This is a genomic window from Stenotrophomonas sp. YJH_SMC_130 (assembly GCF_059369035.1).
On the sequence record NZ_JCAFSH010000007.1, the window covers coordinates 40,842 to 67,222 of the forward strand.

Annotated in this window: 19 protein-coding genes; 10 read left to right on the forward strand and 9 right to left on the reverse strand. The window is 62.6% G+C overall.

Annotation, left to right across the window (positions count from 1 at the left end; translation table 11 throughout):
- Positions 1-64: 64 nt before the first annotated feature.
- From AC5P5V_RS11050 to AC5P5V_RS11060, 3 genes are all read right to left on the reverse strand, one after another.
- Entirely contained in the window at positions 65-826 is a 762-nt protein-coding gene (locus AC5P5V_RS11050; protein WP_134968433.1) for a lysine transporter LysE, read from the reverse strand.
- A 94-nt stretch (positions 827-920) separates the two neighbouring features.
- Positions 921-1,556 carry a LysE family translocator gene (locus AC5P5V_RS11055; RefSeq protein ID WP_100448379.1) on the reverse strand — a complete coding sequence of 212 codons (636 nt, stop codon included), beginning with the start codon at positions 1,554-1,556 and terminating at the stop codon, positions 921-923.
- 74 nt (positions 1,557-1,630) lie between these two features.
- Complete coding sequence (locus tag AC5P5V_RS11060; RefSeq protein WP_134968434.1) at positions 1,631-2,446, reverse strand: AraC family transcriptional regulator; 816 nt, start codon at positions 2,444-2,446, stop codon at positions 1,631-1,633.
- An 89-nt stretch (positions 2,447-2,535) separates the two neighbouring features.
- Between AC5P5V_RS11060 and moeB the strand changes: the two genes are divergently transcribed.
- The 6 genes from moeB to guaA all read left to right on the forward strand — a co-directional run bounded on the left by moeB (position 2,536) and on the right by guaA (position 10,933).
- Positions 2,536-3,672: a molybdopterin-synthase adenylyltransferase MoeB gene (gene moeB, locus AC5P5V_RS11065; protein ID WP_231352681.1), complete on the forward strand. Its 1,137-nt coding sequence runs from the start codon at positions 2,536-2,538 to the stop codon at positions 3,670-3,672.
- Between the two features lie 322 nt (positions 3,673-3,994).
- Entirely contained in the window at positions 3,995-5,827 is a 1,833-nt protein-coding gene (locus AC5P5V_RS11070; protein ID WP_495215881.1) for a monovalent cation:proton antiporter-2 (CPA2) family protein, read from the forward strand.
- Between the two features lie 390 nt (positions 5,828-6,217).
- Complete coding sequence (gene folD, locus AC5P5V_RS11075) at positions 6,218-7,096, forward strand: bifunctional methylenetetrahydrofolate dehydrogenase/methenyltetrahydrofolate cyclohydrolase FolD (RefSeq protein WP_231352682.1); 879 nt, start codon at positions 6,218-6,220, stop codon at positions 7,094-7,096.
- Positions 7,097-7,329: 233 nt separating this feature from the next.
- A complete protein-coding gene (gene guaB / locus AC5P5V_RS11080) occupies positions 7,330-8,787 on the forward strand; it encodes an IMP dehydrogenase (RefSeq protein ID WP_005409308.1) in 1,458 nt (485 codons plus the stop codon).
- Between the two features lie 107 nt (positions 8,788-8,894).
- On the forward strand, positions 8,895-9,371 hold the full coding sequence (locus tag AC5P5V_RS11085; RefSeq protein ID WP_181357878.1) for a hypothetical protein: 477 nt from the start codon (positions 8,895-8,897) through the stop codon (positions 9,369-9,371).
- Positions 9,368-10,933, forward strand: a complete 1,566-nt coding sequence (gene guaA, locus AC5P5V_RS11090) for a glutamine-hydrolyzing GMP synthase (RefSeq protein ID WP_005413109.1) — start codon at positions 9,368-9,370, stop codon at positions 10,931-10,933. The genes AC5P5V_RS11085 and guaA overlap by 4 nt, the downstream gene beginning before the upstream one ends.
- Before the next feature lie 265 nt (positions 10,934-11,198).
- Here the strand turns inward: guaA and AC5P5V_RS11095 are convergent, their stop codons facing one another.
- The 5 genes from AC5P5V_RS11095 to AC5P5V_RS11115 all read right to left on the reverse strand — a co-directional run bounded on the left by AC5P5V_RS11095 (position 11,199) and on the right by AC5P5V_RS11115 (position 21,650).
- Positions 11,199-14,603, reverse strand: coding sequence for a DEAD/DEAH box helicase (locus tag AC5P5V_RS11095; protein ID WP_134968437.1), 3,405 nt, complete (start codon positions 14,601-14,603; stop codon positions 11,199-11,201).
- Positions 14,590-15,363 carry a Hachiman antiphage defense system protein HamA gene (locus AC5P5V_RS11100; protein WP_134968438.1) on the reverse strand — a complete coding sequence of 258 codons (774 nt, stop codon included), beginning with the start codon at positions 15,361-15,363 and terminating at the stop codon, positions 14,590-14,592. Before AC5P5V_RS11100 ends, AC5P5V_RS11095 begins: the two co-directional genes overlap by 14 nt.
- Positions 15,364-15,470: 107 nt before the next feature.
- Positions 15,471-17,204 (reverse strand): UvrD-helicase domain-containing protein, encoded by a 1,734-nt coding sequence (locus AC5P5V_RS11105; RefSeq protein ID WP_495215882.1) that lies wholly within the window; start codon positions 17,202-17,204, stop codon positions 15,471-15,473.
- Positions 17,201-19,285: an ATP-dependent nuclease gene (locus AC5P5V_RS11110; RefSeq protein ID WP_134968440.1), complete on the reverse strand. Its 2,085-nt coding sequence runs from the start codon at positions 19,283-19,285 to the stop codon at positions 17,201-17,203. Before AC5P5V_RS11110 ends, AC5P5V_RS11105 begins: the two co-directional genes overlap by 4 nt.
- Positions 19,286-20,732: 1,447 nt before the next feature.
- Complete coding sequence (locus AC5P5V_RS11115; RefSeq protein ID WP_231352684.1) at positions 20,733-21,650, reverse strand: LysR family transcriptional regulator; 918 nt, start codon at positions 21,648-21,650, stop codon at positions 20,733-20,735.
- Between the two features lie 96 nt (positions 21,651-21,746).
- Here AC5P5V_RS11115 and AC5P5V_RS11120 point away from each other — a divergent pair, with 96 nt between their 5' ends.
- The 4 genes from AC5P5V_RS11120 (at position 21,747) to AC5P5V_RS11135 (ending at position 24,302) form a co-directional block, all read left to right on the forward strand.
- Positions 21,747-22,586, forward strand: coding sequence for a type 1 glutamine amidotransferase domain-containing protein (locus AC5P5V_RS11120; protein ID WP_134968001.1), 840 nt, complete (start codon positions 21,747-21,749; stop codon positions 22,584-22,586).
- An 81-nt stretch (positions 22,587-22,667) separates the two neighbouring features.
- Positions 22,668-23,300, forward strand: a complete 633-nt coding sequence (locus AC5P5V_RS11125) for an SDR family NAD(P)-dependent oxidoreductase (protein ID WP_231352685.1) — start codon at positions 22,668-22,670, stop codon at positions 23,298-23,300.
- Positions 23,281-23,463 carry a hypothetical protein gene (locus tag AC5P5V_RS11130; RefSeq protein ID WP_231352686.1) on the forward strand — a complete coding sequence of 61 codons (183 nt, stop codon included), beginning with the start codon at positions 23,281-23,283 and terminating at the stop codon, positions 23,461-23,463. The genes AC5P5V_RS11125 and AC5P5V_RS11130 overlap by 20 nt, the downstream gene beginning before the upstream one ends.
- A 107-nt stretch (positions 23,464-23,570) precedes the next feature.
- Positions 23,571-24,302, forward strand: coding sequence for a hypothetical protein (locus tag AC5P5V_RS11135; RefSeq protein WP_134968000.1), 732 nt, complete (start codon positions 23,571-23,573; stop codon positions 24,300-24,302).
- A gap of 89 nt (positions 24,303-24,391) precedes the next feature.
- Here AC5P5V_RS11135 and AC5P5V_RS11140 read toward each other — a convergent pair whose 3' ends face one another.
- A complete protein-coding gene (locus tag AC5P5V_RS11140) occupies positions 24,392-26,194 on the reverse strand; it encodes a hypothetical protein (protein ID WP_134967999.1) in 1,803 nt (600 codons plus the stop codon).
- Positions 26,195-26,381 lie beyond the last annotated feature (187 nt).

Consider the following 26,381-nt stretch of genomic DNA (forward strand, 5'->3'; position numbering starts at 1 on the left):
GCTCGGCTGCTTTTCGCGGATTGACGAGGCGCGCTGCGTGCGTCAGCCGAGCATGGGCTCGGCTCTACAGATCTCGATCTGGGCGACCGCCGCGACGTGCGCGGCAATGTGGCAAGGCGCATGGGATGCTGCGGGGTGCGGCCATCATCGATTCCGGCAGCCGCGCCTGCCCCGTGATGCTTGCCCAGACCAGGGTGGTACCCAATGCTCCTGCCAGGTACGCCACCGACACCGCCCCGGTCACCAGGCCTGCGGCATGCTCCAGCCACGGAAGGAGTCGGCAATACCTCCGTGCCCAGCGCAGATGGCTGCCGAGCCATGCCATCAGCAGGCCGAGCGACAGCGCGACGCCGCTCAGGCCGGCCACGTAAGCGGCCTTGGTGCCAGTGTCGGCAACGAGGCCGGAAAGCAGGGCAGCCACCGCGAACTGCAGCATCCAGTTGCTGGTGCTGGCGAGCGCCAACAGGCATCCAGCCTCGGCGTGCGGCCAACGGGAGCGGGCCCTCAGGCCCCAGGGTATCTGCAGGGAAAGCGGAGAGAGGGTGGTCAGCCCGGCATCGCGCAGGCACATGCCCGCCAGGCGCAACAGCAGGAGGCAGCCCGTGCACTGCATCGCCAGCGTCCACAGGCCGCGGTTTCCCAGCATGGCCGCTGCAACGAAAGCCATGGCGCAGATGACGCCCGTACCGATGGCGATACCGAACGACGCGGCCATGGCGGCGTGCCCGCCCGCGCCCATTGCGGTGCGCAGGATCTTCGCGTGATTGGAAGCAGGCAGGAGCATGGCGAAGCCGTACAGCACCGCGACGATGAAGAACTGCTGCACGTAAACCTGCCACCGACCTACAGAAAGTGCCGAGTGTGGGCTGGTGCGGACGCGCCGTATTGAACGCTATTGCGACAGGCGCGAATCGCCGGTATCAGCCCACCCACAGCGACACGACGATCCATAGCGCCAGCGCAATCATCAGGAGCCCTGCGGCGCGCTCCAGCCAAGGCAGGGCGCGTGCGAATCGGCCCAGCACCCACGGGTGGCCGACCAGCGCGGCTACCAGCAGATCCCATAGCAGGACGATGCCGAACATCCACGCGCCATAGAAGAACTTCGTTGCGGTGCTGGCCTGCGGGCCGTTGAGCATTGCCGCCAACGTTGCGTAGAACAGCGCATTCTTCGGGTTCAGCAGCGCAGACAGGGCGCCCAGCCCTGCCGCCTTCCACCATCCGTGGGCACCGTCCGCTCGCGATCCGGCGGCAGCGTCAGATGCCTGCAGCGTCGTCGAACCCGCATGGCGCAGGAACAGCGTGCCGAGGTACAGCAGGAACCCGCAGCCCGCCAACTGCACCGCAATGAACCCTGCGCTACCTGCGCGCAGCATGGCCATTCCAGTGAAGGCGGCCACGATGAAGACGCCATTGCCGAGGGCGATGCCTGCGCAGGCGCCACTGGCGGTGCGCCAGCCAGAGGTGATCGCAGTGCGCGCAACAAGGAAGAAGTCGGGGCCGGGTGAGAGCAGGGCGAGAAAATGTACGGTGGCGATGACCAGGAACTGTTCCATCGGGTCCGGCGGCGGCTGGCGGGGGCGCCAGTGTGGGGATGCGCCGCGCGATGGTATTGAACGTTATTGCAGGCTCAGCGCCGGTACTGGCCCGGGGTCGCACCGGCGTGGGCCTTGAAGACCCGCTGGAAATGGCTCTGGTCGGCGAACCCCAATGCATGGGCGACCACGGCCAGTGCCTGCCCTTCGCACAGCCGCCGCCGGGCCTCCTGGATGCGCTGGTCGATCTGCCAGGCGTGCGGGGTCAGGCCCGTGGCACGCCGGAAGGCGCGGATCAGCTGGTAGCGGCTCATGCCTGCCAGCGATGCCAGCTCCTGCAGGGCCGGGGTGTGTTCGAGCCGCTGGCGCAGAACGTCCATCACCGGCTGCAGCCGCTGCTGTAATGCGGCATCTTCAGGCGGGCCAGCCACGGCTACACCATCGTGTTCATCCAGATCGCCGACGAACGCGATCAGGGCAGCTTCCTTGACGCTGACCGGATCGTCGGAGAACAGCGTCTGGTTGAGCTGGCAGTACTGCTGGTAGCGCGGGCGATGGTTGGAAATCCGGATCGGTTCCTGCTGCCAGTCGGGTTCGGGCAGGTCGTCATACTCGGCGCGGACCTCGGCCATCCAGCGCGCGTCCAGATGCAGCATCTGGTAGCTCCAGACCTGGCCGGGCAGGGGGTTGCAGGCGTGCACGCGGCCTGCGGGCACGCCGACCAGGCTGCCGGGCTGCAGCAGGCGCGGTCCTTCCGCAGCACCGGTGAACAGGCTGCTGCCGGCGTCCACGGCGCCGATCGAGAAGGTGTCATGGCTGTGCGGGCGGTGGCAGGCGCGGCTGTCGCACGCCCGTCGGCTTTCGACGAAGGGCATGCGCGGGTCACGCCAGAATTCGGTGGCATCACGCATGCAGCGGTTCCGGGATGCAGGGGGCAACGCCCGCATGGTGCCATGTTCGGGGCAAGGCGCGGCGAAGGCGTCTGCGCGATAATGCGGCCATGAGCATCCAAGAGCTTTCCCCCGCGCAGGCGCGCGAGCGCCTGGCCCACGGCGCCGTGCTGATCGATGTGCGCGAGGCGCACGAACGGGCCGGCGGCATGGCCGAGGGCGCGCGCGGCGTGGCCAAGGGCGAGCTGCAGGCCGACCCGGCCGCGCATCTGCCGCAGCGCGACCAGGAGATCCTGCTGATCTGCCAGAGCGGCAAGCGCTCGGCCGATGCCGTGCAGTTCCTGCTGGAGGCCGGCTACACAAACGTCGCTTCCGTGACGGGCGGTACCGTGGCCTGGCGCGAGCAGTCGCTGCCCTTGGTGCAGCCGCTGGCCAGCGCCGCCGACCGCGATTTCTTTGATCGCTATTCGCGGCATCTGCTGCTGCCACAGGTCGGCGAGGCCGGCCAGCGCCGGCTGCAGCAATCACGCGTGCTGGTGCTGGGCGCGGGCGGCCTGGGTGCGCCAGCCGGCTTCTATCTGGCCGCCGCCGGGGTAGGGCACCTGCGCTTTGCCGACCACGACCGCGTGGAGCGCAGCAACCTGCACCGGCAGATCGTGCATACCGAAGCCAGCGTCGGCCAGCTCAAGGTCGATTCCGCTCGCGAGCGCCTGCTGGCGCTGAATCCCTCCATCGAGGTCGAGGCGGTGCCGGAGCGGGTGACCTCTGAGAACGTGGATGCATTGCTGGACGGCGTGGACGTGGTGCTGGACGGCTCGGACAACTTCCCGCTGCGCTACCTGCTCAACGACGCCTGCATCAAGCACGCCAAGCCCCTGGTCTATGCCGCCATCGAGCGCTTTGACGGCCAGGTAAGCGTGTTTGACGCTGGCCGCCAGCGTGGCGTGGCGCCGTGCTACCGCTGCCTGTTCCCGGAGCCACCGCCGCCGGAGTTCGCGCCGAACTGTTCCGAGGCCGGTGTGCTGGGCGTGCTGCCTGGCCTGGCCGGCGTGCTGCAGGCCACCGAGGTGCTGAAGCTGCTGCTGGGTATTGGCGAGCCGCTGGTGGGGCGCCTGCTGCGCTTCGATGCGGTGGGCATGCGCTTCCGCGAGACCGGCATCCGCCCGGACCCGCAGTGCCCGGTATGTGCGCCGGGTGTGCCATTCCCGGGGTATATCGATTACGCCGCGTTCTGCCGGGGGGGGTGAGGCTGGCCGGGGATCCATCCACGCATGGCGTGGATCTACCGGGGCGCGGCGGCTGTGCGTCATCCACGCATGGCGTGGATCTACTGTAGAGCCGAGCCCATGCTCGGCTGCTTCTGGCCTCGGCACGAAGAGCAGCCGAGCGTAGGCTCGGCTCTACAGGTCATGGCGCCCACCCAAGCATGTGCATGGTTTCGGGATGATGCTGGGGCGGGCCCCACCATCGTTCCACCTTCAAGACAATCCGGCGCAACATGCGTGCTATTGCCGTCATCGGCATTGCTCTATTGTTGAACCCGATTCTGGATCTTGGGGAACACACCGCATGGCGGTAGAAGCAGCGACCAGCGAGCTGGTCAAGGTCGTCGCCCTGCTGGGCGCGGCGGTGGTGATGGTGCCTTTGTTCCGCCGGGCCGGCCTGGGCTCGGTGCTGGGCTACTTCGCCGCTGGCCTGGCGATCGGACCGTTCGGGCTGGGCTGGTTCTCCGACCCGCAGGCCATCCTGCATACCGCCGAACTCGGCGTGGTCATGTTCCTGTTCGTGATCGGCCTGGAAATGCGGCCCTCGCACCTGTGGAGCCTGCGTAAGGAGATCTTCGGGCTGGGCACGCTGCAGATCGTCACCTGTGCGCTGGTGCTGACCAGCATCGCCAAGCTGTTCGGCCTGCCGTGGCAGGTGGCCTTCATCGGCGCCACCGGCTTCGTGCTCACCTCCACTGCGGTGGTGATGCAGCTGCTGGCCGAGCGCGGTGACATCACGCTGCCGTCGGGGCAGAAGATCGTCTCCATCCTGCTGTTCGAAGACCTGCTGATCGTGCCGTTGCTGGCGCTGGTGGCGTGGATGGCGCCGAGCGCGGGCAGTGCCGATGGCGAGGGTTCGCGCTGGCTGTCGGTGGCCATCGGCGTCGGTGCCATCGTCGGCCTGGTGCTGGTCGGCCGCTTCCTGCTCAACCCGTTGTTCCGCGTACTGGCCGAATCGAAGGCGCGCGAGGTGATGACCGCCGCCGCGCTGCTGGTGGTGCTGGGCGCGGCGCTGCTGATGCAGCTGTCCGGCCTGTCGATGGCGATGGGCGCGTTCCTGGCCGGCGTGCTGCTGAGCGAATCGACCTTCCGCCACCAGATCGAAGCGGACATCGAACCGTTCCGCGGCATCCTGCTGGGCCTGTTCTTCCTCAGCGTGGGCATGGCACTGGACCTGGGCGTGGTAGCTGGCAACTGGCAGCTGATCCTCGGCCTGGTGCTGGCGTTGATGGCGGCCAAGGCGCTGTGCATCTACGTGGTCGCGCGCGTCATGGGCAGCGACCACGCGCAGGCGCTGGACCGCGGCGTGCTGATGGCGCAGGGCGGCGAGTTCGCCTTCGTGCTGTTCTCCGCCGCGGCATCGGCCGGCGTGATCAACCTGGAGATCAATGCCAACTTCACCGCCATGGTAGTGCTGTCGATGGCGCTGACCCCGCTGGTGGTGCTGGTCTACAAGCGCATCGCGCCGAAGCCGACGGTGAACATGGACGGCGTGGACGAGGCCGACGGCCTGTCCGGCAGCGTGCTGCTGATCGGCTTCGGTCGCTTCGGCCAGGTCGCCAGCCAGTCGCTGCTGGCGCGCGACGTGGACGTGACCATCATCGACAACGATGTGGAGATGATCCAGAGCGCGGCGCGCTTCGGTTTCAAGATCTATTACGGCGACGGCACGCGGTTGGATGTGCTGCATGCTTCGGGCGCGGCCACCGCACGTGCGATTGCGGTGTGCGTGGACAAGGCCGAGGCCGCCGACCGCATCGTCGAACTGGTGTCGCACGAGTTCCCACAGGCCAAGCTGATGGTGCGCTCGTTCGACCGCGAGCATTCGCTGCGGTTGATCCATGCCGGTGTCGATTTCCAGATCCGCGAGACGTTTGAATCGGCGGTGCTGTTTGGCCAGGCCGCGCTGGTGGAACTGGGTGCGGATGAGGATGACGCGGTGGAGATTGCCGAGCAGATCCGCCGCCGCGATGCCGAGCGTTTCGAGTTGGAAATTGCTGGTGGTGGTCTGAATGCCGGCGCCAAGATGGTGTTTGGCAACGCCGGCCAGGGCGTGCCGACGCCGACGCCGTTCACCGCGCCGAAGCGGGCAAGCAAGACGTTGAACCCGCAGGATGTGCCGGAAGAGGAAGAGTAGAGCCGAGCCCATGCTCGGCTGCTCTTCGGCCAAATTGCGATGTACCCCCCGCTGCGCGCGTGAGCCGAGCGTAGGCTCGGCTCTACAAGGGCGGGTCGGTCGGTTGTAGAGCCGAGCCCATGCTCGGCTGCTCTTCGGTCAGGTTGCGATAAAGCCGCGCTGCGCGCGTGAGCCGAGCGTAGGCTTGGCTCTACAAGGGCGGGCCGGACGGTTGTAGAGCCGAGCCCATGCTCGGCTGCTCTTCGGTCAGGTTGCGAAAAAGCCGCGCTGCGCGCGTGAGCCGAGCGTAGGCTCGGCTCTACAAGGGCGGGTGGGATTGGTACCGTGGCGGTGGGCGAGGGGGCCTGAATCGGGGACAATAGCGTCCCCGCCGCCCCACGCCTGCCTCCGATGACCGATTCCGCCCCCCAGCATCCTGCCCGCATCCTTGATGGCCGCCGCATCGCCGAGGACCTGCTCGACAGCCTGAAGGTGCGCGTCGACGCCCGCGTGGCCGCCGGTGGCAGCCGCCCGGGCCTGGCCGTGGTGCTGGTCGGTGGCGACCCGGCCTCGACGGTGTACGTGCGCAACAAGCGCCGTGCCGCCGAGAAGGTCGGCATCGAAGCACATGATTACGATCTGCCGGCCGGTACCACCGAAGCCGAGCTGCTTGACCTGATCGACCAGCTCAACGCCGACCCGAAGATCCACGGCATCCTGATCCAGCTGCCGCTGCCGGGGATCCCCGACGCGCGCCGGCTGATCCAGCGCATCGACCCGCGCAAGGACGTGGACGGTTTCCACCCGGAAAACGTCGGCCACCTGGCCCTGCGCGAGTTCGGCCTGCGCCCGTGTACCCCGCGCGGCATCACCACGCTGCTGGGCCACACCGACCAGCCGGTGCGCGGCCGCAACGCCACCATCGTGGGCGTGAGCAACCACGTCGGCCGTCCGATGGGCCTGGAACTGCTGATCGCCGGGTGCACCGTGACCAGCTGCCACAAGTTCACCCCCAAGGACGTGCTGGAACAGGCCGTGCGCAACGCCGACATCCTGGTGGTGGCGGTCGGCCGCCCGGGCATCGTGCCGGGCGAGTGGGTGAAGCCGGGCGCGGTGGTGATCGATGTGGGTATCAATCGCTTGGATGACGGCCGCCTGGTGGGCGACGTAGGGTTTGAAGCGGCTGCCCAGCGGGCCAGCTGGATCACCCCGGTGCCGGGTGGTGTGGGCCCGATGACCGTGGCCACGCTGATGCAGAACACCCTGGAAGCGGCGGAAGCGCTGAGCTGACCTGCTGTTGGCACCTACCAAAGGCGGCACCGGGCCTTGGGCCTGCTGTAGAGCCGAGCCTATGCTCGGCTCATCGCGGTCTGGCGGAAAGCAGCCGAGCGTGGGCTCGGCTCTACAGGTGAGCGGGTGCGACACTGTGTCGCGCGAAGTTCCAATTCTGGCTACCAAAAATGCTGTTCTTGGCCCCTGAAAAGGGGTAAAATGTCGCGCTTCCCCACATCTCGGGTATGCCGATGCTGCGCATCCAGGCTGAAGCACTCACTTACGACGACGTCTCGCTCGTCCCCGCCCACTCGACCATCCTGCCCAAGGACGTCAACCTCGAAACGCGGTTGACCCGAGACCTGAAGCTGAAGCTTCCGATCCTGTCCGCAGCCATGGATACCGTCACCGAAGCCCGCCTGGCCATCGCCATGGCCCAGCTCGGCGGCATGGGCATCATCCACAAGAATCTCAGCCTGGAACAGCAGGCCGCGGAAGTGGCCAAGGTCAAGAAGTTCGAGGCCGGTGTCATCCGCGACCCGATCACCGTCGGCCCGGAAACCACCATCCGCGACGTGCTGGCCCTGACCCAGGCGCACAACATCTCCGGCGTGCCGGTGGTGGGCAGCGACGGCCTGCTGGCCGGCATCGTGACCCACCGCGACATGCGCTTCGAGACCGAGCTGGACGATCCGGTCCGCCACATCATGACCAAGAAGGATCGCCTGATCACGGTCAAGGAAGGCGCCGCGTCTGACGAAGTGCTGCAGCTGCTGCACCGCAACCGCATCGAAAAGGTGCTGGTGGTCAATGATTCGTTCGAGCTGCGTGGCCTGATCACCGTCAAGGACATCCAGAAGAACACCGACTTCCCGAACGCTGCCAAGGATCTGTCGACCCGCCTGCTGGTCGGCGCTGCCGTCGGCGTGGGTGGCGATACCGACCGCCGCGTGGAAGCGCTGGTCGCCGCCGGCGTGGACGTGATCGTGGTTGATACCGCGCACGGCCACTCGCAGGGCGTGCTGGACCGCGTCAGCTGGGTCAAGAAGAACTTCCCGAACGTGCAGGTCATCGGTGGCAACATCTGCACCGGCGAAGCCGCACTGGCGCTGCTGGACAGCGGCGCGGACGCGGTCAAGGTCGGCATCGGTCCGGGCTCGATCTGCACCACCCGCGTCGTCGCCGGCGTCGGCGTGCCGCAGGTGACCGCCATCGACCTGGTGGCCGAAGCCCTGCAGGACCGCATCCCGCTGATCGCCGACGGTGGCATCCGCTACTCGGGCGACATCGGCAAGGCGCTGGCCGCCGGTGCCTCGACCATCATGGTCGGCGGCCTGCTGGCCGGTACCGAGGAATCGCCGGGCGAGACCGAGCTGTACCAGGGCCGTTCGTACAAGAGCTACCGCGGCATGGGTTCGCTGGCTGCCATGGAGAAGGGGTCGAAGGACCGCTACTTCCAGGACGCCGCCACCGCCGACAAGCTGGTGCCGGAAGGCATCGAAGGCCGCGTGCCGTACCGCGGCCCGGTGGGCGGCATCATCCACCAGCTGATGGGCGGCCTGCGCGCCACCATGGGCTACGTGGGTTGCGCCACCATCGAAGACATGCGCAGCAAGCCCAAGTTCGTGAAGATCAGCGGCGCCGGCCAGCGTGAGAGCCACGTCCACGACGTGACGATCACCAAAGAGCCGCCGAACTACCGCGCCTGATGCGCTTGCGAACTGCTCTTGCGATTACGGGCAGCCTGCTGATGGCAGGCTGTTCGTTGTCCGAACCGCCGCCGCGCTCCGGGTCTCCGGGCGCGGCGGTTTCGCAATTGCAGGACGTGCAGGCCTGCCAGAACGCGTTCTCGCTGCCGAAGGGCTGGCAGGTGCAGCCCGCAGGCGAACAGCGCTGGCTGCTGAAAGGTACCGGCGAGCGCCCGCTGCAGGTCATCCTGCAATGCATTACCGAGCTGCTGCACGGGCCGGATGATCCGGTGCTGACGCCGGTACTTGGCGCGCTGGAGCCCGCGCGGATGAGCGTGCGCTGGGCGTCCTGGGGCGCTACGGATTCGGGCGTCTCGATGGCTGCGCTGCAACGGCGCATCGTGCCCGGCACCGAAGTGCAGGAAATCGCCGAGCTGCCGCGCGCCGACCGCGCCAACCCCGACGCACCGCACGGCCTGCTGATGCTGCGCTGGGACGAGGAAGACCCCTCACATATTCAACAACGCGAGGCGTTCATCGCCACGCTGACGCAGAGCCTTGAAGCGCCGGGCGCTGCGAAAAACACCACTGGAACGGCACCATGACCAACATCCATAACGACAAGATCCTCATCCTCGATTTCGGCGCGCAGTACACGCAGCTGATCGCCCGCCGCATCCGCGAGCTGGGCGTCTACTGCGAAATCTGGGCGTGGGACCACAACCCGGCCGAGATCGCCGCGTTTGGCGCCAAGGGCATCATCCTTTCCGGTGGCCCGGAATCGACCACGCTGCCGGGTGCGCCGGCCGCGCCGCAGGAAGTGTTCGACAGCGGCCTGCCGATCTTCGGCATCTGCTACGGCATGCAGACCTTGGCCGCGCAGCTGGGTGGCGCTACCGAAGCCGCTGACCAGCGCGAATTCGGCCACGCCGAAGTGAACGTGATCAACCCCGATGCGCTGTTCAAGGGCCTGAGCGACCACGGCGGCGAGCCGAAGCTGAATGTCTGGATGAGCCACGGCGACCACGTCTCCGTTGCGCCGCCGGGCTTCACCATCACCGCCACCACCGACCGCATTCCGGTGGCCGCCATGGCCAACGAAGAAAAGCGCTGGTACGGCGTGCAGTTCCACCCGGAAGTGACCCACACCCTGCAGGGCCAGGCGCTGTTGCGCCGCTTCGTGGTGGATGTGTGCGGCTGCCAGACCCTGTGGACCGCCGCCAACATCATCGACGACCAGATCGCCCGCGTGCGCGAGCAGGTGGGCGATGACGAAGTGATCCTGGGCCTGTCCGGCGGCGTCGATTCGTCCGTGGTGGCTGCGCTGCTGCACAAGGCCATCGGCGAAAAGCTGACCTGCGTGTTCGTGGATACCGGCCTGCTGCGCTGGCAGGAAGGCGACCAGGTGATGGCGATGTTCGCCGAGCACATGGGCGTGAAGGTGGTGCGCGTGAATGCCGCCGACCGCTACTTCGCCGCGCTGGAAGGCGTGAGCGACCCAGAAGCCAAGCGCAAGATCATCGGCAACCTGTTCGTTGAGATCTTCGACGAAGAGTCGAACAAGCTGAAGAACGCCAAGTGGCTGGCGCAGGGCACCATCTACCCGGACGTGATCGAGTCGGCCGGCAGCAAGACTGGCAAGGCGCATGTGATCAAGAGCCACCACAACGTGGGCGGCCTGCCGGAGCACATGAAGCTGGGCCTGGTGGAGCCGCTGCGCGAGCTGTTCAAGGACGAAGTGCGCCGCCTGGGCGTGGAGCTGGGCCTGCCGCGCACCATGGTCTACCGTCACCCGTTCCCGGGCCCGGGCCTGGGCGTGCGTATCCTGGGCGAAGTGAAGCGCGAGTACGCCGAGCTGCTGGCCAAGGCCGATGCCATCTTCATTGATGAGCTGCGCAAGGCGGATCTGTACGACAAGACCAGCCAGGCGTTTGCCGTGTTCCTGCCGGTGAAGTCGGTGGGCGTGGTGGGCGATGCGCGCGCTTATGAGTGGGTGATTGCGCTAAGGGCCGTGGAGACGATTGATTTCATGACGGCGCATTGGGCGCATCTGCCGTATGAGTTCCTGGGGACGGTGAGCAACCGGATCATCAATGAGTTGCGGGGGGTGTCGCGGGTTGTTTATGACATCTCGGGGAAGCCGCCGGCGACTATTGAATGGGAGTGAAATAAGTCCATTGAGGACTATATTGAGCTATTGAGAGTGCGACGCCGCGCGTTGATCTATGAGTCAACGCGTCATGGCGGCTATCGATAAATATCGCCGGTCAGCGGAATTGGTCGGCTTTGGAACTGACGGCAAGGATCGAGGACCGGAGCATATCTCCCGGCCTCGACCTTTATGACCCAGAAGGTCTTTGCCAGCTCTTGCCTAGAAGCAGCTGAAAGATCTACTGCAAAGTAGATGAGCTCGTCTTTACATCCGCGTCAGCTCACTCCCCTTCTTCCACCCAGTGGGCCTCGCCTCGACCAATGCGGCGTATGCTGACATTTGTGCCGTCCCGCAGCGCTGCGACTTCAAATAGGCTTGGAGCTTCAGTCCGAAGCCTCTGGTTGATCGTGGTGAGCTGAGAAAAGTCAGGCGTCGTGATCGAGACTTGCCCACTTTGAGGGTCAACTTCGACGCGCAGAGGCACTGCCGAGTCTGTCGACCATTGCATGGTCCACTCCTGTGACGTCCACTTGCCGTCCACGCTTGAAAGTGCGTCGCGTCGAAATTGCTGCCAGATTGCGTGCGTCTCAATCGTGGGCCATTCAGGAGCATGGTCGAAGGCTGCCACTTCTGCCGATCGTAGCCAGGCTTTCATTTCTGCGCGATTCGTGAACCCGGGCGCGAGCTGCTCTACGACTGTCTTGGCGGCAACCCGTGAGGGCAGTCCGGCTCGAACAAGCATGGCCATGGCGTTGGATGGTAGTCCAGCTTCCAGGCACGCGGCAGCGGCTCCTTCTACGGGCAGTTCTGACTCGCCTCCATTGATGCGCCGATTCATCCGGAGCGCTTCAATCGCCCAGACCAGGCGATAGACAAATGCATCGTCCACAATTCGCATCGCCTCTTGGCCGATGGCCGCTACATCCTGACCATGCACCCAAGTGGCCAGCAAGTCTCTCCAGTTCGCCGGCAGCGGGTCATCTGGCACAAAGGGGCGGATGGCAAGAAGCCGTTCTCCCATTCCGACAAGTGCAGCGATGAGGGCATCTGCGTCGCTGGCGAGAGCGGCCTCATCGCCACGGTCAAGAAGCTGAGTCAGCTCGGCAGCCAATGCATCGATTGCGAGGCCCGATTCCAGTCCCACGCCCATCGCGAACTGCCCTTTCCGTTGCTCGACCGTTGTCTTGTTCCAAATGAGTCGTGCTCTGCTGAGGAGAATCCACAATTGATTCTGCTTCTCGACGGCGCCAAGACGGGCGATTTGCCTCGCCCAAAGTGAGCCCGAAAGGGCTTCGTCGATCAGCCTTGGTAGATCCGCGCTTTGCGCGTCAAGCGCTTCAATGAGCCCGAGGACGGTTGCATCCAACCGCTCAATAAGGCTCTCCATTGAGTCTGACTCCAGCTCGCCATCAGCTGCTTCCGGAAACCAAGCATCTCGCGTGCTAGACAGGTACTCCATGGCATCCTCACGCGAAAACACACCCGACGTGGCGAGGCGCCGCACGACCTCGTTGACCACGACAATGATGCCGCTAGAGAGTGACCGGGCCTTCGCCGACGTGACCAACTGCCTCCATTGCTGGTGGCGCCAATTGTCCGGTTGATGCATGACGTGGATCACGAGCCCTTCGAGATCCACGAACGCGCGACCAGCGCGACCTGCGACGTTGGCAAATTCCTCACCCGTGATCAGGGTGCCCGCCCTGTACAAACTCGGGATCAGGAGCACCGCCGCATTGAGGTTCAAACCTTGCGCCAAGGTGGGCGATGCCACGGTAACGCGTAAGACGCCGGCGGCAAGCAGTCCCTCCACTTCCCGCAAGAAGGGGCCAGGAAGACGCCCATGATGAATCGCAACACCGATGGCCAGACAGCGTACTGCCGGATGTTCAGCGCCTAACCACTCCCTGCCTACGGCCATCGCACGTTCAACCTCCTTGGCAATGGCAAGCAGGGACGGCAGAAAGCCCCGTCGCTGCAGATCTAGGGCAGTCTTCGCAAATCCTTCAACATGATCTCGCTGGGTACAAAAGACAAGAGCTCGTTTGCCTTGCTCAGAGAACCTCCACGCGGCTGCGAGCGTCAGTTCCTTGTTGTCCTTGGGAAACGCTTTCCGACGAGGCCGAATAGGCGGAGCTTCTGGCACAAAGTGTCGAATGAACGGGCCATCAGGCTCAAGGTCAAAGCCCAGCCGAGCGGAATTTCCGATCCAAGATAGGGTGCCGAAGCGCTGGCGTGTGGGGCGCCAACTAGACTGGATCGGATCGCCAGGTGTGTCACTGCGAATCCACGCAGTTAGATCGTTGAGTTGATCGCCCGCCGGCAGAATTGCCGAAAGACAAACAATCCGGCGCTCGCCGTGGTCCGTGCGCCGCAGTAACCGCTGCACCAGATTCTCGTAGCGGATCTCGCGTTCGCTTGGGCCGATCAGATGACCTTCATCTAGCACGATCAAGCCGACGTCATTGATGATGTCTGTGTCGTTCCGCAAAGCAAAGTCCAACTTCTCTGGGGTCGCTATGACGATGCTCTGTTCCCGCAGCGCATCCTCGTCAGTTCCCGCTATGCCGCTGCTTCCATACAGTGACGAGACGGAAAATCCAAGAGGTGTGAACGTCTTGCGGAAGGAACGTTCGGTCTGAGCCGACAATGCTCTGAGTGGTGTGACGATCAAAACGCGTCGACCACACGCCAGAGCCATCAATGCGGCGATCTCTGCAATCCGCGTCTTGCCGGCGCTTGTGGGGAGAGCCACCACTAGGTCGTCGGACACGTCGACGGCTCGTTGTGCCGCCTGCAGTTGAGAAGGCCACAGTTCGACCTCAGAGGACTTCCTGCTGTACAACTCGGCCACAAAAAGCTTCCGGAGCTGCGCGTAGTCTCGCGAGCCTGGTGGGCCTTCGGAGGGAAGAACCTTGTGCAGACTGCTTGACCAAAGATCATCGATCAGGTTCGCAGTGATCCGAAGAATCCACCAGAGTGACACCGCGCTTGCCGCTTTGGTCAACGAAATCGACCGCCTCAGCAGGTTTCGAGCTTCTACGACTAGGGACTCTTGGCCGGTTTGCAGAGCAAACTCAAAGAACACCAACGCTCTGAACATTGTCGACGTCGCCACACGCGAGACGATCCCGTCGGGGTCAAGCGCTCCCTCGGCCGCTTCCCTGGCGATTCCCTCATCGCGGTTAGCTGGGCTGCTAAGCCACGCCCTCGCACGCTGGCCCAGACCTTGAAGATCGCGCACGATGAGAAGCGTGAGCGCATCCTCCACGGGCGAACGGTTCTGATCGGCCTGAGCTTGTGTCAGAAGCGAAAATGCCAGCGCAGAGTAGTTGGCCAAGTGATAAGAAGCAGCCCCTGCCGTCCGGTAGAACCCTCGAGATGCGTCGGCCGGCGATCCGTTCTGAACTAAGGCCTCAAAGGCTCCGGCCGCCTGCAGGAAGCCCTTTCGCCAAGTTTCTGCATCGCCTCCAAGTTCGCGCAGCGCTAAGGAAGCGCGTAGTACTGAGAGGCCATAGTCCGCAAGATCGGAATCGATCTCTTCGCTGAAAGCGGGAGCGTCGGGTGGCAAGTTTCCTTCATGGCGAATCAGGGCCCTAGCTTGACCCCGGGCCTGGAGGCGGCCTCGATATCCGTCCTGCGTGATGTCGCGCAAGAATGCAGTAAGTTCTTCAGTCGTTTCCAAGCGCCAGGGCCCTCTCGTAGCAGGCTTGGATGAATGCCTGATGGTCTTCTATGCGCAGGTGCGCAGAAAGATGGGGACGAACCAGATCCGCCGCCGCAAGATCGTCGAGTAGCGCCTGAGGCGTGGCATTGCCGGACAAGGTAAACAGCATATGACTAGTCCGCCCCGGAGGCGCGGCTCGACTGGAGACTTCGTTGCGAATCAGTCTGCCCATCTGCCGGCGTTCGCCTTCGCCCTCCATGAGTCGATCCGCGACGAAGAGGAGAGATGTAGCTGTAGGTCTCCCATCGTCTCTGGATAGCGCTTCTCGTGCCTCCGAAATGGTGGCATTGGCGAGGTTTGCGCGACTCTTCGATTCGCCTTTCAAGAAGTGCAGAGTTTGTTGAGCATCGAGCTTTAGACCGACGAAGTCATCGCCACGCAGCGCCATCTCTCTACCATCCTTGTATCGAAGGCGACGGACCGGGACCTCGAACTCAAGATGTTCTTCGACCAACTCGGTCGCGAGGATCTCGCCAAGCTCTCCTGAACGTGCGCGCGGGGAGCGCGGCATGCGCTCAGCCAAAATTGCCGCCGCGCCTGGATATCCCAGCTCACGGACGTCCTCAGCTATCGCGTCCAGATTGTCGTAGTGAGATCGGATCCGAGTAGTGAGTGTAGCTTCGATGGCAGCTCTTCCTCCATCTCGCTCGGATAGTCTCCACAGCTGCTTGTTGTTCTGGTCCTGGATATTTACGTCGCACCAAGCTGGATATAGCATTCAAAAGCTCCCAATTATTATGCTAGCACTCCCTTAAGCCGATGGAGAAAGCTGAAGACCAATCAAATGTTCGCAAGATGCAGTCCCTCTACAAACCCGAGCGTGCCTCACGTCCCCACCTTAAGCTCTTCAACGTTAACAGCCCCGAACAGATGACTGGCTGCTTCGAGCGCGCGGGGGGGAATGGATTGGGTCGCAAGTACAGCGAGACGTGTCATGGGTCGGGATATGGATACGTAAAAGAGATTGCGGGCGCGGTAAAAGCCTTTGCTGTTCTTGGCATTTAACGCTTTAGTATGAATCAATTCAAGAAGCTGCGGCCAGTTGTAGTGATTCCAGCCGCCACCCAGTACGACAAGAACGTTCTCGAACTCAGCGCCCTTGACGCTATGTTGGGTTGCGAATGAGGTTTGCTTCTCAATGAATTTGACTACCTCGATGACTTCACGATATGGAACGTCGCGCAGCTTGCTGTGCCGTTGGAGCACCGACGACTCCTCGGGAATCGGGGCGCCATCCAAGTGCCTAAGTTCTTCTTCACGCCGCAGGACGCGGTCGGGGATGGGCGGCCGCTTGGTTGATTGCAAACAATCGATAACTTGGCCGATCGTGCCTTCCGTCCGTAGCATCTGAAGAGCATCCATATCCCGACGCCAATTTTCCTTGTCTTCATGTCTGGTAATCGCTGGACCCGAGCCAAGTATCTTGAACATTTCTCCATAGCGCGAACAGGCGTAAGAAGCGCACATCGGCTCAACAACTTCAGCGAAGAACTTGATCGTTGGGTCTTCCTTTTTTGCGAAAAGGTCGGTGCGCCCGCTAAAGATCTCTGCGATATTTGGATAGCCTTGCTCCGCTGCCAAGACATTGTGAGTGAGCATAAGTACCTTTGTTTTACTCATATCCCACCCTTCGTTCCGAAGGCGCCGCGTCAGAGCCTCTCGGGTTTCTCGCGCCAATTGTGGTGGCAGGTCCTCTTTAGAATGTCTGTCACTTGTTCGCTCACCTCGGTAGGAATTCGTGTGAAAGAACCGGGCTTCGCCCTTTGCTTCCGGGTCATGCTCCGCCTGCTGTAGTTCAGGGCGCAGCCTGTTGAGTACGTTCACGATGGCTGGCGCAGATCGGAAGTTCGAGCCTTTGGCGATCTCTTCGATTGGATACTGCGCCAGCTCGTACTCGCTTCGATAAATGGTTTGCCAGTGATCTCCGAAGAGTCCAATAAGCGGGCCGGCGGCGGGCTTAAGGTAATTCTCCGTTATCGAATTCATGAACTGGCGATGCGTATCTTGGTATTCATCGATAAAAATTACAGGAAATTTCTGCCCTAAGATTCGCCTGTATTTCTCTTGGTATAAGAGTTTTGCCATCAGCTCCGGGATGTCGTCATGGCTCAGCGTTATCCTGTCTTCATCAACCCCAAAGAAACCCAAGTCGTAGTCCACCGGTTTTGTACCGACGCCGCCGCCTTGCTCGATCTTCTCCCTTCGCTCCTCCATCCCCGCCAGGGCATCTCTTAATGCCTTCTGAAACTGGCGCAAAAATGCCCAGGAGAACCCATGGATGGTGTCGACGAGAATGGCGGGATGATCCTCAATTTTCTGTGCGATCTCGTTTCGCGCCACTTCAGTGAAGGTGATGCAGGCAACTTTTTGTCCGGATTGAACGAGAGCGGGTCCGCGCTCTTGGATCAGCCGCTGTAGGGCTGCAACCAAAGAATATGTCTTCCCTGCGCCCGCACCGGCCTCAAGCCTAAAGCTACGGCCCGCGTCAAGGGCTTCGTCGATTTTCAGCTGCGCTTGTTTCGCTGCCTCAAGTGCGGGATTTTCGACTTGACCTGTCATACGATCACCGCGGCGTTCTGCACTTCTGGGACTTGTGCTGGCGGTGGTGGCGGCTCGGAAAGCCAAGCGAGACCCTCCTCGATGTATCGCGGCACCTTCCACTCCTTTTCGCGAATCGCGAATCGCAATGCGGTATCTGCTTTCGCGAGTCCCTTGGCGATTTCCCATGCTTCGGTGGCCTCGTCTTGCTCTTTGGGCCATTCGAATCGATCCGGGTTGGCCAGCACGAGCGCGTCCTCATAGCTCCGCGCGCAGGCGGCAGCTTTGGGGTCCTCTGGAATTTGATACGCGATGCGCCGGTAGGCGCTAATCTTTTCTTCTTCAGACTTTGCAAGCAACTGGGCCGGTGATATCTGCCAGCCGTCCCCAACCTCTGTACTGGTCGGGCGGAACCAATCCTTGATTGCGGCATTTGAAGTGCGCTGACCTTCAGCTACGGGGCATTTCTCCCAGGTTGTGATCATTTTTCCCTTCTTGTTCTCCTTCTCAACCGGCTTGGTGGAATCCAAATCGGTGACAACCAGCGTCTTGAGTTCAAGGAAGTCGAGCAATGGGTAAAAGATATGAGAGTACGCCCCACCCACCTCAACGCAGGTGATGTACTGTCTGGCCAGCTTGTGTTTGTCGTCCAATGACTTGTCCACGAGATCGCACAGCCGTGGCATCAGAAGTCGCTCAGTAGCCCCCTCTACCATGATTGCCTTGTCAGCAAAGTAGAGGTCACACTTGGTCAATGTCATGTACTGATGGAGGAAATCCTGATCATCACGGGATATGTTTGCCATCCCTTTCTTGAAATCCTTGATCTTCGTCTGCCGCGCATTCGGCGTCGTAGGCAGCTCGTTCAAGAAATACCGCACGGCCTCGAATGAGGCTGCATTTGCAACGTGTGGTGAGTGTGTCGTGATCACAAACTGCACTTTCCATCCGGGCTCATCGGGGTAATTGGCGGAAAGTCTTTTGATTGCGGCGTTCAGTTGGTTGATGAAAACTTCCTGCATCTGAGGATGCAGATGAGCTTCTGGTTCTTCGATGAAGATCAGGTGCGTGACAGGGCGGGTTGGCTTTGCGCGATAAATTTTGTGGTAGCTCTCTAACTGCAAGAGCATATAAATGAGGTTTCGCGTTCCGAGTCCGTTGTAGCCCTCTGGTAGGTGAACGCCGTCTGCGCCTGCGTATACCACCCTTGTGTGGTCGGAAAGGAGTGCCTCAACGTTGAGCGATGTTTCTGGCTTCAGCTCGGTGTCATTGAGACTCGGAAAGCCCAGAGCTTCCATCGTCGGAAGAAGCTTCTTCAGCATGGCGTCAAAGTCCCCTTGAACGCCGCGCTCGATCTCTTCCACAGAAGTCTTCAGCTTCGCTGCCAGTTGTTGGTCGGCGGCTGAGGCTGTTGGGGCCGTAGCCGTCTTGAAAAGCGTACTCAGCAATTTTCCGATCACATCGGCGTCGCCATGGCCAGCATGATCAAGAGTGCGCTGTGCTCGAACGAAATCGCATTGGACAAGCGCCGATAGTGCAGAGCTTCCCTCAAAATCACGACGATTGGTTGAATCCGTCGGGTCGATGGCGCTGACGTATACGGAATATGACTTAGGGATCGTGTCGCGCAATGACCTGAGGAAATGGGTGTTTTGCTCTACGCCCTCTGCAGGCGCGGCAACATCGAGAAGCGTATGGAGTGTTGCCAATGTCGGCTTGTACTCTACTCGGACCAGTGCCTTGGTAGACGTGATATCCAAGTCGATGACAAATGGAGCAAGTGGACCCAGATTCGGATCGACGATGTCGTATGCGAATGTCAGGGTGAGTGCAATTGTCGGAAACGCCGCGAGCACTTCTTCTGGCTTTGCTCCACTCTCCCTCAATGCTCTTGCTTTGAAGAATTTTGCCCGCGAAGCAGCCGAAAAGTCTTCTAGCCGAAATCGAGGCCCGCTTTGCCCGATGAATCGATCAAAGACGTCGGTAAGGGAGGTCTTTCCGCTGTTGTTGCGCCCGACTACCACGGTCGAATTCTCTTCCAGCATGATCTCGACGTTCTGAAGAAGTCGGAAACCTTCAACCTTGACTTTCTCAATTCGCATTTCAGTCCCTGAAAAGTATGACAGCCAGTAATCTAAGGATACATGTAGTCTTTCCCTTATGGGAATGTCGCTCGCGGGGCAGGGCTCATGGGTGCCGGCGGCATGCGCATGATCTGCGGTAGGAGCGGAGTTCGCTACGTGGGCCTGTATTGAGGATCTGGCGGCGTACTCGGGTGGTGACTGTTGCGCAAGTGGCTTTCAGGTACCTCCAGACAGCAAGGCGTCCCCGGCCACGGGACGGCCGGTCGCGAGGAAAGGCGGTGGCAACAGGGTCAGCCGGGATACTTGTGCCAACCGCACATCGCAGCCGAAAGGCCGGGCTCCGGATCTAGGATTTTGGAGTGCGGTGTGAAAGTATGTGTGGACGTCGCCTGAAGATTAATACGGTCAGGGGAAGACGCTGGCATCGCCGCATGGATGCCAAGCGCACCCGTTTCCCTAAGCGACGTGGTCTGGTGCGCCAGATCGATGATGATTGAATAGGGTTGATTGAACGTGCGGGCGGAGGGCGCCCGTTTGAATTTGCGACAGATTATGGAAGGCACTCCGGCCTAACCTCATGACAAGCCCACTCAACCAGCCCCCGGCAAGCCAAGAACAGGCCATCCACAACTCCCTCATCCAGATGTCGCTCCGGGTCCGCAGCCACCCTGCAGCGATCCGCCGCATGCAGCAGTTCCAGCACCGTCAGCGCTCCCACCATTGCGCGCTCGGTCCTTGCCAGGCTCACACGCCGGCCAGGTGACACATCGGTTTCTGGCCAAGGGTGCCCATCTGCCCCCTCGCAGCCGCGCATGCGCTTGAGGATGCCGAGGAGGTAGTTCAGGTCGGGCAGGGGGTGTCGTCGTTGATGGGTTCAACAACGGTGTACGAGGAGAAGGTGTCGGATTCGTTCATGGCGTCGGCTTCCGTGGCTGTGCTTAACAGCGCCACCGCGAAGGGTGGCGGACGATGCGTGGCTGCAAACCGGGATGAAATAGCACCATAGACCGGTGGGCCCGAGGGCCCCCACGCACCGCCCGCCAGAAAGGCCGACGGATTGCCCGCCGGCACCGTTTAAGGACGGTGCCGACGGGCAAGCGCAAACTACAGGTGCATCTCTCATCACGGGTTTGCAGACCCGTTGCCACCCTTTTCCGGTGGCACGCCATGGTGTTTACGCGGCCGCTTCGAATGCCAATAGAAGTTCGCGAAGGAATCGCGGAATCCGAGAGCGAAGAACTATTGTTGCACGCACCTTTCGTGCAGCACGCGACGCAAGCAGACGCATTCGCGCAGCTGCTCTGCCAATTGCGATTCAAAGTGGCGCAATCGCCCATGCCACAAGCGAATAGCGCGACGGCCTTCTTTGCAACAGTTCTTAGTTCGCCTCGCCAAGCAACGGCGCCCGATCAACCGCACACCCCGAAAAACGGTTCAATCCCGACACCGTTAACGAACCCCGGCTTCAACCAACGCCAGTCTCAGCCGCATTCTCCACCAGCAACTCAATCATCGCCCGCGCCGCCGCCGACTGCCGCCGATGCGGCGCATAGATCACCGAGAACGGCCGCGACCGCCCGCGCAACTGCGGCAGCACTTCCACCAGCTGCCCACGCTGCAACCGCTCGCGCACGATGAATTCATAGCTCTGGCAGATACCAATGCCCTGTTCGGCCAGCGACACTACGCCCAGCACATCGTCGGAAGTCTCGATGGACGAGCGCGGCAGCCAGTCCACGTCGCGCCCGTCGTCGCGGAAGATCCAGGGCGCCAGCCGCCCGGTGCGCGGCATCACGAAGGGCAGGCACAGGTGCTGCTGCAGATCGTCCAGCGTCTGCGGCGTGCCGCGGCGCCGCAGGTAGTCCGGCGCAGCCACCAACAGCAGCGGCGCGTCTTCCAGCTTTCGCCCCACAAGCCCGCTGTCCGGCAGCTGGCCCAGGCGGATGGCCAGGTCGAAGCCTTCGGCCACCAGGTCCACGTTGCGGTTGGTGATGTTCAGTTCCACCTGCACCTGCGGGTACTGCTGCGCAAAGCGCGCCAGCACGGGCGGCAGCCGATAGTGGCCATAGGTGGTGGGCACGCTCAGGCGCACGCGGCCGGCCAGCGCACCATCCTGGGCCAGTACGTCGCGCTCGGCGTCGTCCAGCAGGCCGAAGGCGGTGCGCACCTGCTCCAGATACAGCCGCCCGGCGTCGGTCAGGCCCACGCGGCGGGTGGTCCGCTGCAGCAGCTGCCGGCCCAGCCGCGCTTCCAGGCGGGTGACCGCGCGGCTCAGCACCGAGGGCGTGGTGGACAGCGCCACCGCGCCGGCGGTGAACGAGCCGTGCTCGACCACCGCCAGGAACACCTCCACATCGCCCAGGTAGTCGAACTTGCGGCTCATTTGGCTCTCCGGGGAACAGATGTTTTGCGATGGGGCCAATTTATCGCCGCTGGGGCGATGAATAAAGTGGCCGCCATTCCCCGATAGGAGCTCCCCATGAACCTGATGACCCAGCTGGCCGCCGCGCTGGCCCTCACCCTGGCCGCGACCGGCGCGCAGGCCGCCAACGTGCTGGTGGTGCTGTCCGACGAGAACCACCTGGACCTGAAGGATGGCAAGGTGCTGTCCACCGGCTTCTATCTCAACGAGCTGATGCAGCCGGTCAAGCTGCTGCTGGATGCGGGCCACGAGGTGACCTTCGCCACGCCGCAGGGGCGGGCGCCCACGGTGGATGCGTCCTCGGTGACGCCGGCGTACTTCGGCGACGATGCCGCACAGCTGACGCTGCACAAGGACCTGCTGGAGAAACTGGCGCTGACCTCGCCAACCGCCTCGCCGGTGGTCAGCCTGGCGCGCGTGGAGCAGCAGGGCTACGCGCGTTTCGATGCGGTCTACATTCCCGGTGGCCACGCGCCGATGCAGGACCTGCTGAAGAGCCCGGCGCTGGGCCGGCTGCTGGCCGACTTCCACCAGCGCAACAAGACCACCGCGCTGGTCTGCCACGGGCCGATCGCGCTGCTGTCCACGCTGCCGGATGCGGGTGGTTTCGTGGCGAAGCTGGAAGCGGGTGCAACGCCGGCTACGCCAAAGTGGATCTACAGCGGCTACCAGATGACGGTGATCAGCAACCAGGAAGAAGAGCAGGCCAAGCCACTGCTGGGCGGCGGTGAGATGAAGTTCTACCCGCAGACCGCGCTGCAGCGGGCGGGGGCGAAGTTCAGCAGCAATGCCACGCCGTGGACCGGGCATGTGGTGGTGGACCGCGAGCTGATTACCGGGCAGAACCCGGCGTCGGCGCTGGAGGTGGGGCAGCGGTTGGTGGAGCGGTTGAAGTAAGCCAGACAGCACATCTGTCTTTTCGGTGAGTCCTGCGCTCGGCGCGCGGGACGCCCACTTCCTACTCAATGGATAAACCTCGTGGATCTTCAACTGGCGGGCAAGACCGCACTCGTGACCGGCGCGACCGCCGGTATTGGCCTGGCTATCGCGCGCACGTTGGCACGCGAAGGCGTAAGCGTGACCCTCACCGGGCGTGACCCGGGAAAGCTGCAGGCAGCCATGGCCGAGATCAGCGCTGGGGCGCCGGGCGCGCAACTGGCTACGGTGGTGGCTGATCTGGCCAGCGCCGACGGCGCGGCGGCCGTGATCGCGGCACAGCCCGATACCGATATCCTGATCACTAACCTGGGCTACTACGAAGCGAAGGCCTTTGCCGACATCAGCGACGATGACTGGATGCGGATGCTGGAGGTCAACGTACTGTCCGGCGTGCGCCTGTCGCGGCACTACTTCCCGCGCATGCTGGAGCGCAACTGGGGCAGGGTGATCTTCATGTTCAGCGAGGTAGGTGCGTTCACGCCGCCGGACATGGTGCATTACGGGGTGAGCAAGTCGGCGCAGCTGGCGGTGTCGCGTGGCCTGGCTGAGCTGACCCGGGGTACCCGGGGTGACGGTCAACAGCGTGCTGCCATCGGCCACACGCTCGGACGGCATTGTGGAATACCTGCGCCAGACCGCGCCGCGACCGGGCATGACCGATGCAGAGATTGAAGCGCACTTCTTCCAGACCTACCGGCCCAGTTCGCTGATCGCGCGGATGATCGAGGCCGACGAGATCGCGGCGATGGTGGCGCTGCTGGCAAGCCCGTTGGGCGCGGCCTCCAATGGTGCAGCAGTGCGCGTAGAGGGTGGGACCTACCGATCCATCCTGTGACGCTGCGGTTGGGCCGGTTTGGCGCGTGATGTAGCGCGTGGCACCATGGCGAACTGGCCTCGCTCATTGGGCGGGGCCGTTTTCCCAGGGAAGCCCTCGAACACGACATGCGAACGTCCTACTTCATTCTCTCCGCTCTGTGCCTTGGCCTGCTGGGTGGTTGCGCCAGCGGGCCGGAGGAGCACGTCTGGAACCGTGAGGTCACCAGCGCCTTTGTGGCCGACGACGGCCAGCTGTATCTGCTGCCGCGCTATGACGAGCCGATGCGCTTCAATGCCGCGCCGTTCCGCGAGTACCGTGCGCTGATGGACAGCCCGCTACGCGAGGCGGTGGCCTGCGCGCAGATGTACTTCCATGAGGATTGGCGCGACCCGGCCGACAAGGCCAAGGTGCACGGCAGCTATGCGCTGCTGCTGCAGCCGGAGCAGGTTACGCCGCAACAGGCCGAGCAGTTCAAGCTGGAGCGGATTGAGGTACCCCCGCGTGAGGCCAAGGCTGTGGAGGAGCGGGCGCGCTACTACCTGCCGATGGAGCGGACCCGTTACGCGCTGGCCTTTGACCGCGCCTGCAATCTTTCAAGGAAGGGCGGCAGCTATTACAGCGCGCTGTTCGAGGGCGACGGCGAGCGGGTGAAGTTGCCCGATGCTGCTGCGCTGGCGGAGAAAGGGAAGCTGGCACAGCCGATCAATGCGCGGGCGCAGCGGATCCTGCCGGAGAGGGAGGACAAGCCGGGTGTGGGTTCGGCGGCGGGCAAGGTGCTGGGGGCGGCGTTGGTGCCGGTGGCGGTTCCGGTGTTTGTGTTGAGCCTGCCATTCCTGGGGCCGGATCACTGGAAGTGATGGCGCGCTGGGCTACCGTGGCGCCCGAAGGCAAGCTGCGGGCGCCACGGATCGGGTACAAGCGAACTTTCTGATTGCGCGGGACGAGATTACCTGCGCTGCTCAGAGTACTTTGAGAACTGTTCTCCCATTGCGTTCATCTTCTGAAGGATGTGCTCCTGTCCCGGGTTGACGGCGATGCGGTTATCGGGAAGCAGCTTATGGGGAGTGGGGTAGAAGGGGAGCTGATTCCCCGCGCCGATAACCGGTATCGGTTGCCGGGGGTTGAGCACAACGGGCAGTCCGTGCGCATAACCGGCCCCCTGGCGGAAGGTGGTTGTCGGGCAGGTCAGCGACGTTGCAATGACAAGCGATTTCGCCGCAGAGGAGTAGCGATACCAGTCGCAGTCATTCTTGCTCCACCTGTGGCTTCCGCCGTAGTAGATGCCGTCGGCGTCATGGTCCTTCATGAATTGAAGGGCATGCCGGTCATCGAACAGCAGCGTTGGCACGCGCCAGAGTTCCTTGCGCGGGAAGTAGCCGAACTCGCCGGGTTGGCTGACGCGCACAGCGGCTTCTCTATAGCGGTATGTGGCGCCGGAGTTCTCAAGGGCCTCGTTGGCCAGCCTGAGATTCTCGCGCATGATCATGTGCGCGTCCCAGCTGTTTTCAACCTCTTCAGCGCTAAGATCAATAAGGAACGCCAGGTCGATGGTGACCGTTTCGCGCTGCCACGTGGAGCCATTTTCGGAACGAAACACAATCTGTTCGCGCGGGCGAGCGTTGGCACGGAACGTACCGTAGGTTACCGGGATGGTATGGGACGACGTGTTGGTCAGGACAATGCGTGCACCCTGCCGGGGAGCAGGGAGCCTGAGCTGGCTGTTGGCCGCGGTGCCCTCGTCTGCTGAGACCTTGGTCAGCAGGTAGCCTTCGTCTGTCAGCCGCCCGTTCTTCAGCTCTCTGAGGATCTCTTGCTGGACGGGTTGGCGAAGAACATGCCAACGTCCCCATTCGGAGATATAGATGAATTCGTACTCATCTCCTTTGCGCAGTGCGTAGGTCGCATCGCGATTGGGGTCGATCAACGAGTCCCAGTCTGCGTCGGAGAGGATGATGTGCCTATCACGATCATAACGCGTGAGCGGCAGAGGCACTCTTCCGATCCATTCGCCGTCGTACAGCTCCAGGATGGAACGGGAAGAAATGCGCTGGTACCTTTGCGCGAGCGTCCTCACGGAATAGGGCGTGTGGACCCAGTCCCACTGCCTTGCAACGGGATCGAACTCGGCGCGGGCGGTGCTGTTCGGTAGCACGGTCATGCGTTGACCAGGAAAGGCAGTGTGTGTTCCCAGTACGTTGGTTTCTGTCGAGGAGGCGTTGTGAATTGTGATGGTGTCGAACGCTGAGCCGGTTGCCGGGAGGATAAGTTGTCCAGCGTGTTTACCGTCACGCAGTGTGACATTGGAGATCAGTCCGCTGTTACGCGGGATCTGCCATTGTGGTTGATTGGGGGCGGTGTGCAACTCCGGATGTTGCAGCCACGCAGCGTGGCCTTTGCTTCTCCCCCTGAAATCGATTGACCTGCCTGCGGCGAGCTTCAGTGGATCTCCCGCCACGCCTTGAACTGCGCCGTAAATCTTGAGCGTCTTGCCGGAATCGAGGGAGCTGTTGATGATTCTCAGCAATGAGAATTCCGAGGGAAGCCGGACGCTGTTCATCCACTGATGATCATCAACCCTGAATTCCGTTATCTTGCAGTTGTTTTCATTGGGGCGATGAGTATTGGGCAGCTGTTCCTTGTGACCGACGGACGATGGCGACCAGTACTGGGTCGGACAGTCCGGGAACGCGATTGCGGGTTCTGCGGCCAATAGGGTCAGGATGGCAGCTGCGATGCAGGAGTATTTCATTCGGGTCCAGGAAACGCGGCATCGGCGATGCCTTGCAGGGACGACAAGATTGATGCCCGGTGTGGCATTGCTCCATCAGATCTGTACGAAGTTGTGAGGATATGGATTCGGCAGCCCACGCCGATGGAACAGGGCACCGGCCAGGACCTTCTGGACGAGGTGCGTTTTTCCAGGCAAGCCCTCGCAC

Bases quoted from the DNA above. Each gene is read 5' to 3' on its own strand.
- moeB (WP_231352681.1), top strand. From the start codon at position 2,536: ATGAGCATCCAAGAGCTTTCCCCCGCGCAGGCGCGCGAGCGCCTGGCC.
- AC5P5V_RS11130 (WP_231352686.1), top strand. From the start codon at position 23,281: ATGACCGATGCAGAGATTGAAGCGCACTTCTTCCAGACCTACCGGCCC.
- guaA (WP_005413109.1), top strand. From the start codon at position 9,368: ATGACCAACATCCATAACGACAAGATCCTCATCCTCGATTTCGGCGCG.
- folD (WP_231352682.1), top strand. From the start codon at position 6,218: ATGACCGATTCCGCCCCCCAGCATCCTGCCCGCATCCTTGATGGCCGC.
- AC5P5V_RS11100 (WP_134968438.1), bottom strand. From the start codon at position 15,363: ATGCTATATCCAGCTTGGTGCGACGTAAATATCCAGGACCAGAACAAC.
- AC5P5V_RS11105 (WP_495215882.1), bottom strand. From the start codon at position 17,204: ATGACAGGTCAAGTCGAAAATCCCGCACTTGAGGCAGCGAAACAAGCG.
- AC5P5V_RS11060 (WP_134968434.1), bottom strand. From the start codon at position 2,446: ATGCGTGATGCCACCGAATTCTGGCGTGACCCGCGCATGCCCTTCGTC.
- AC5P5V_RS11120 (WP_134968001.1), top strand. From the start codon at position 21,747: ATGAACCTGATGACCCAGCTGGCCGCCGCGCTGGCCCTCACCCTGGCC.
- AC5P5V_RS11110 (WP_134968440.1), bottom strand. From the start codon at position 19,285: ATGCGAATTGAGAAAGTCAAGGTTGAAGGTTTCCGACTTCTTCAGAAC.
- AC5P5V_RS11070 (WP_495215881.1), top strand. From the start codon at position 3,995: ATGGCGGTAGAAGCAGCGACCAGCGAGCTGGTCAAGGTCGTCGCCCTG.
- guaB (WP_005409308.1), top strand. From the start codon at position 7,330: ATGCTGCGCATCCAGGCTGAAGCACTCACTTACGACGACGTCTCGCTC.
- AC5P5V_RS11055 (WP_100448379.1), bottom strand. From the start codon at position 1,556: ATGGAACAGTTCCTGGTCATCGCCACCGTACATTTTCTCGCCCTGCTC.
- AC5P5V_RS11140 (WP_134967999.1), bottom strand. From the start codon at position 26,194: ATGAAATACTCCTGCATCGCAGCTGCCATCCTGACCCTATTGGCCGCA.
- AC5P5V_RS11135 (WP_134968000.1), top strand. From the start codon at position 23,571: ATGCGAACGTCCTACTTCATTCTCTCCGCTCTGTGCCTTGGCCTGCTG.
- AC5P5V_RS11115 (WP_231352684.1), bottom strand. From the start codon at position 21,650: ATGAGCCGCAAGTTCGACTACCTGGGCGATGTGGAGGTGTTCCTGGCG.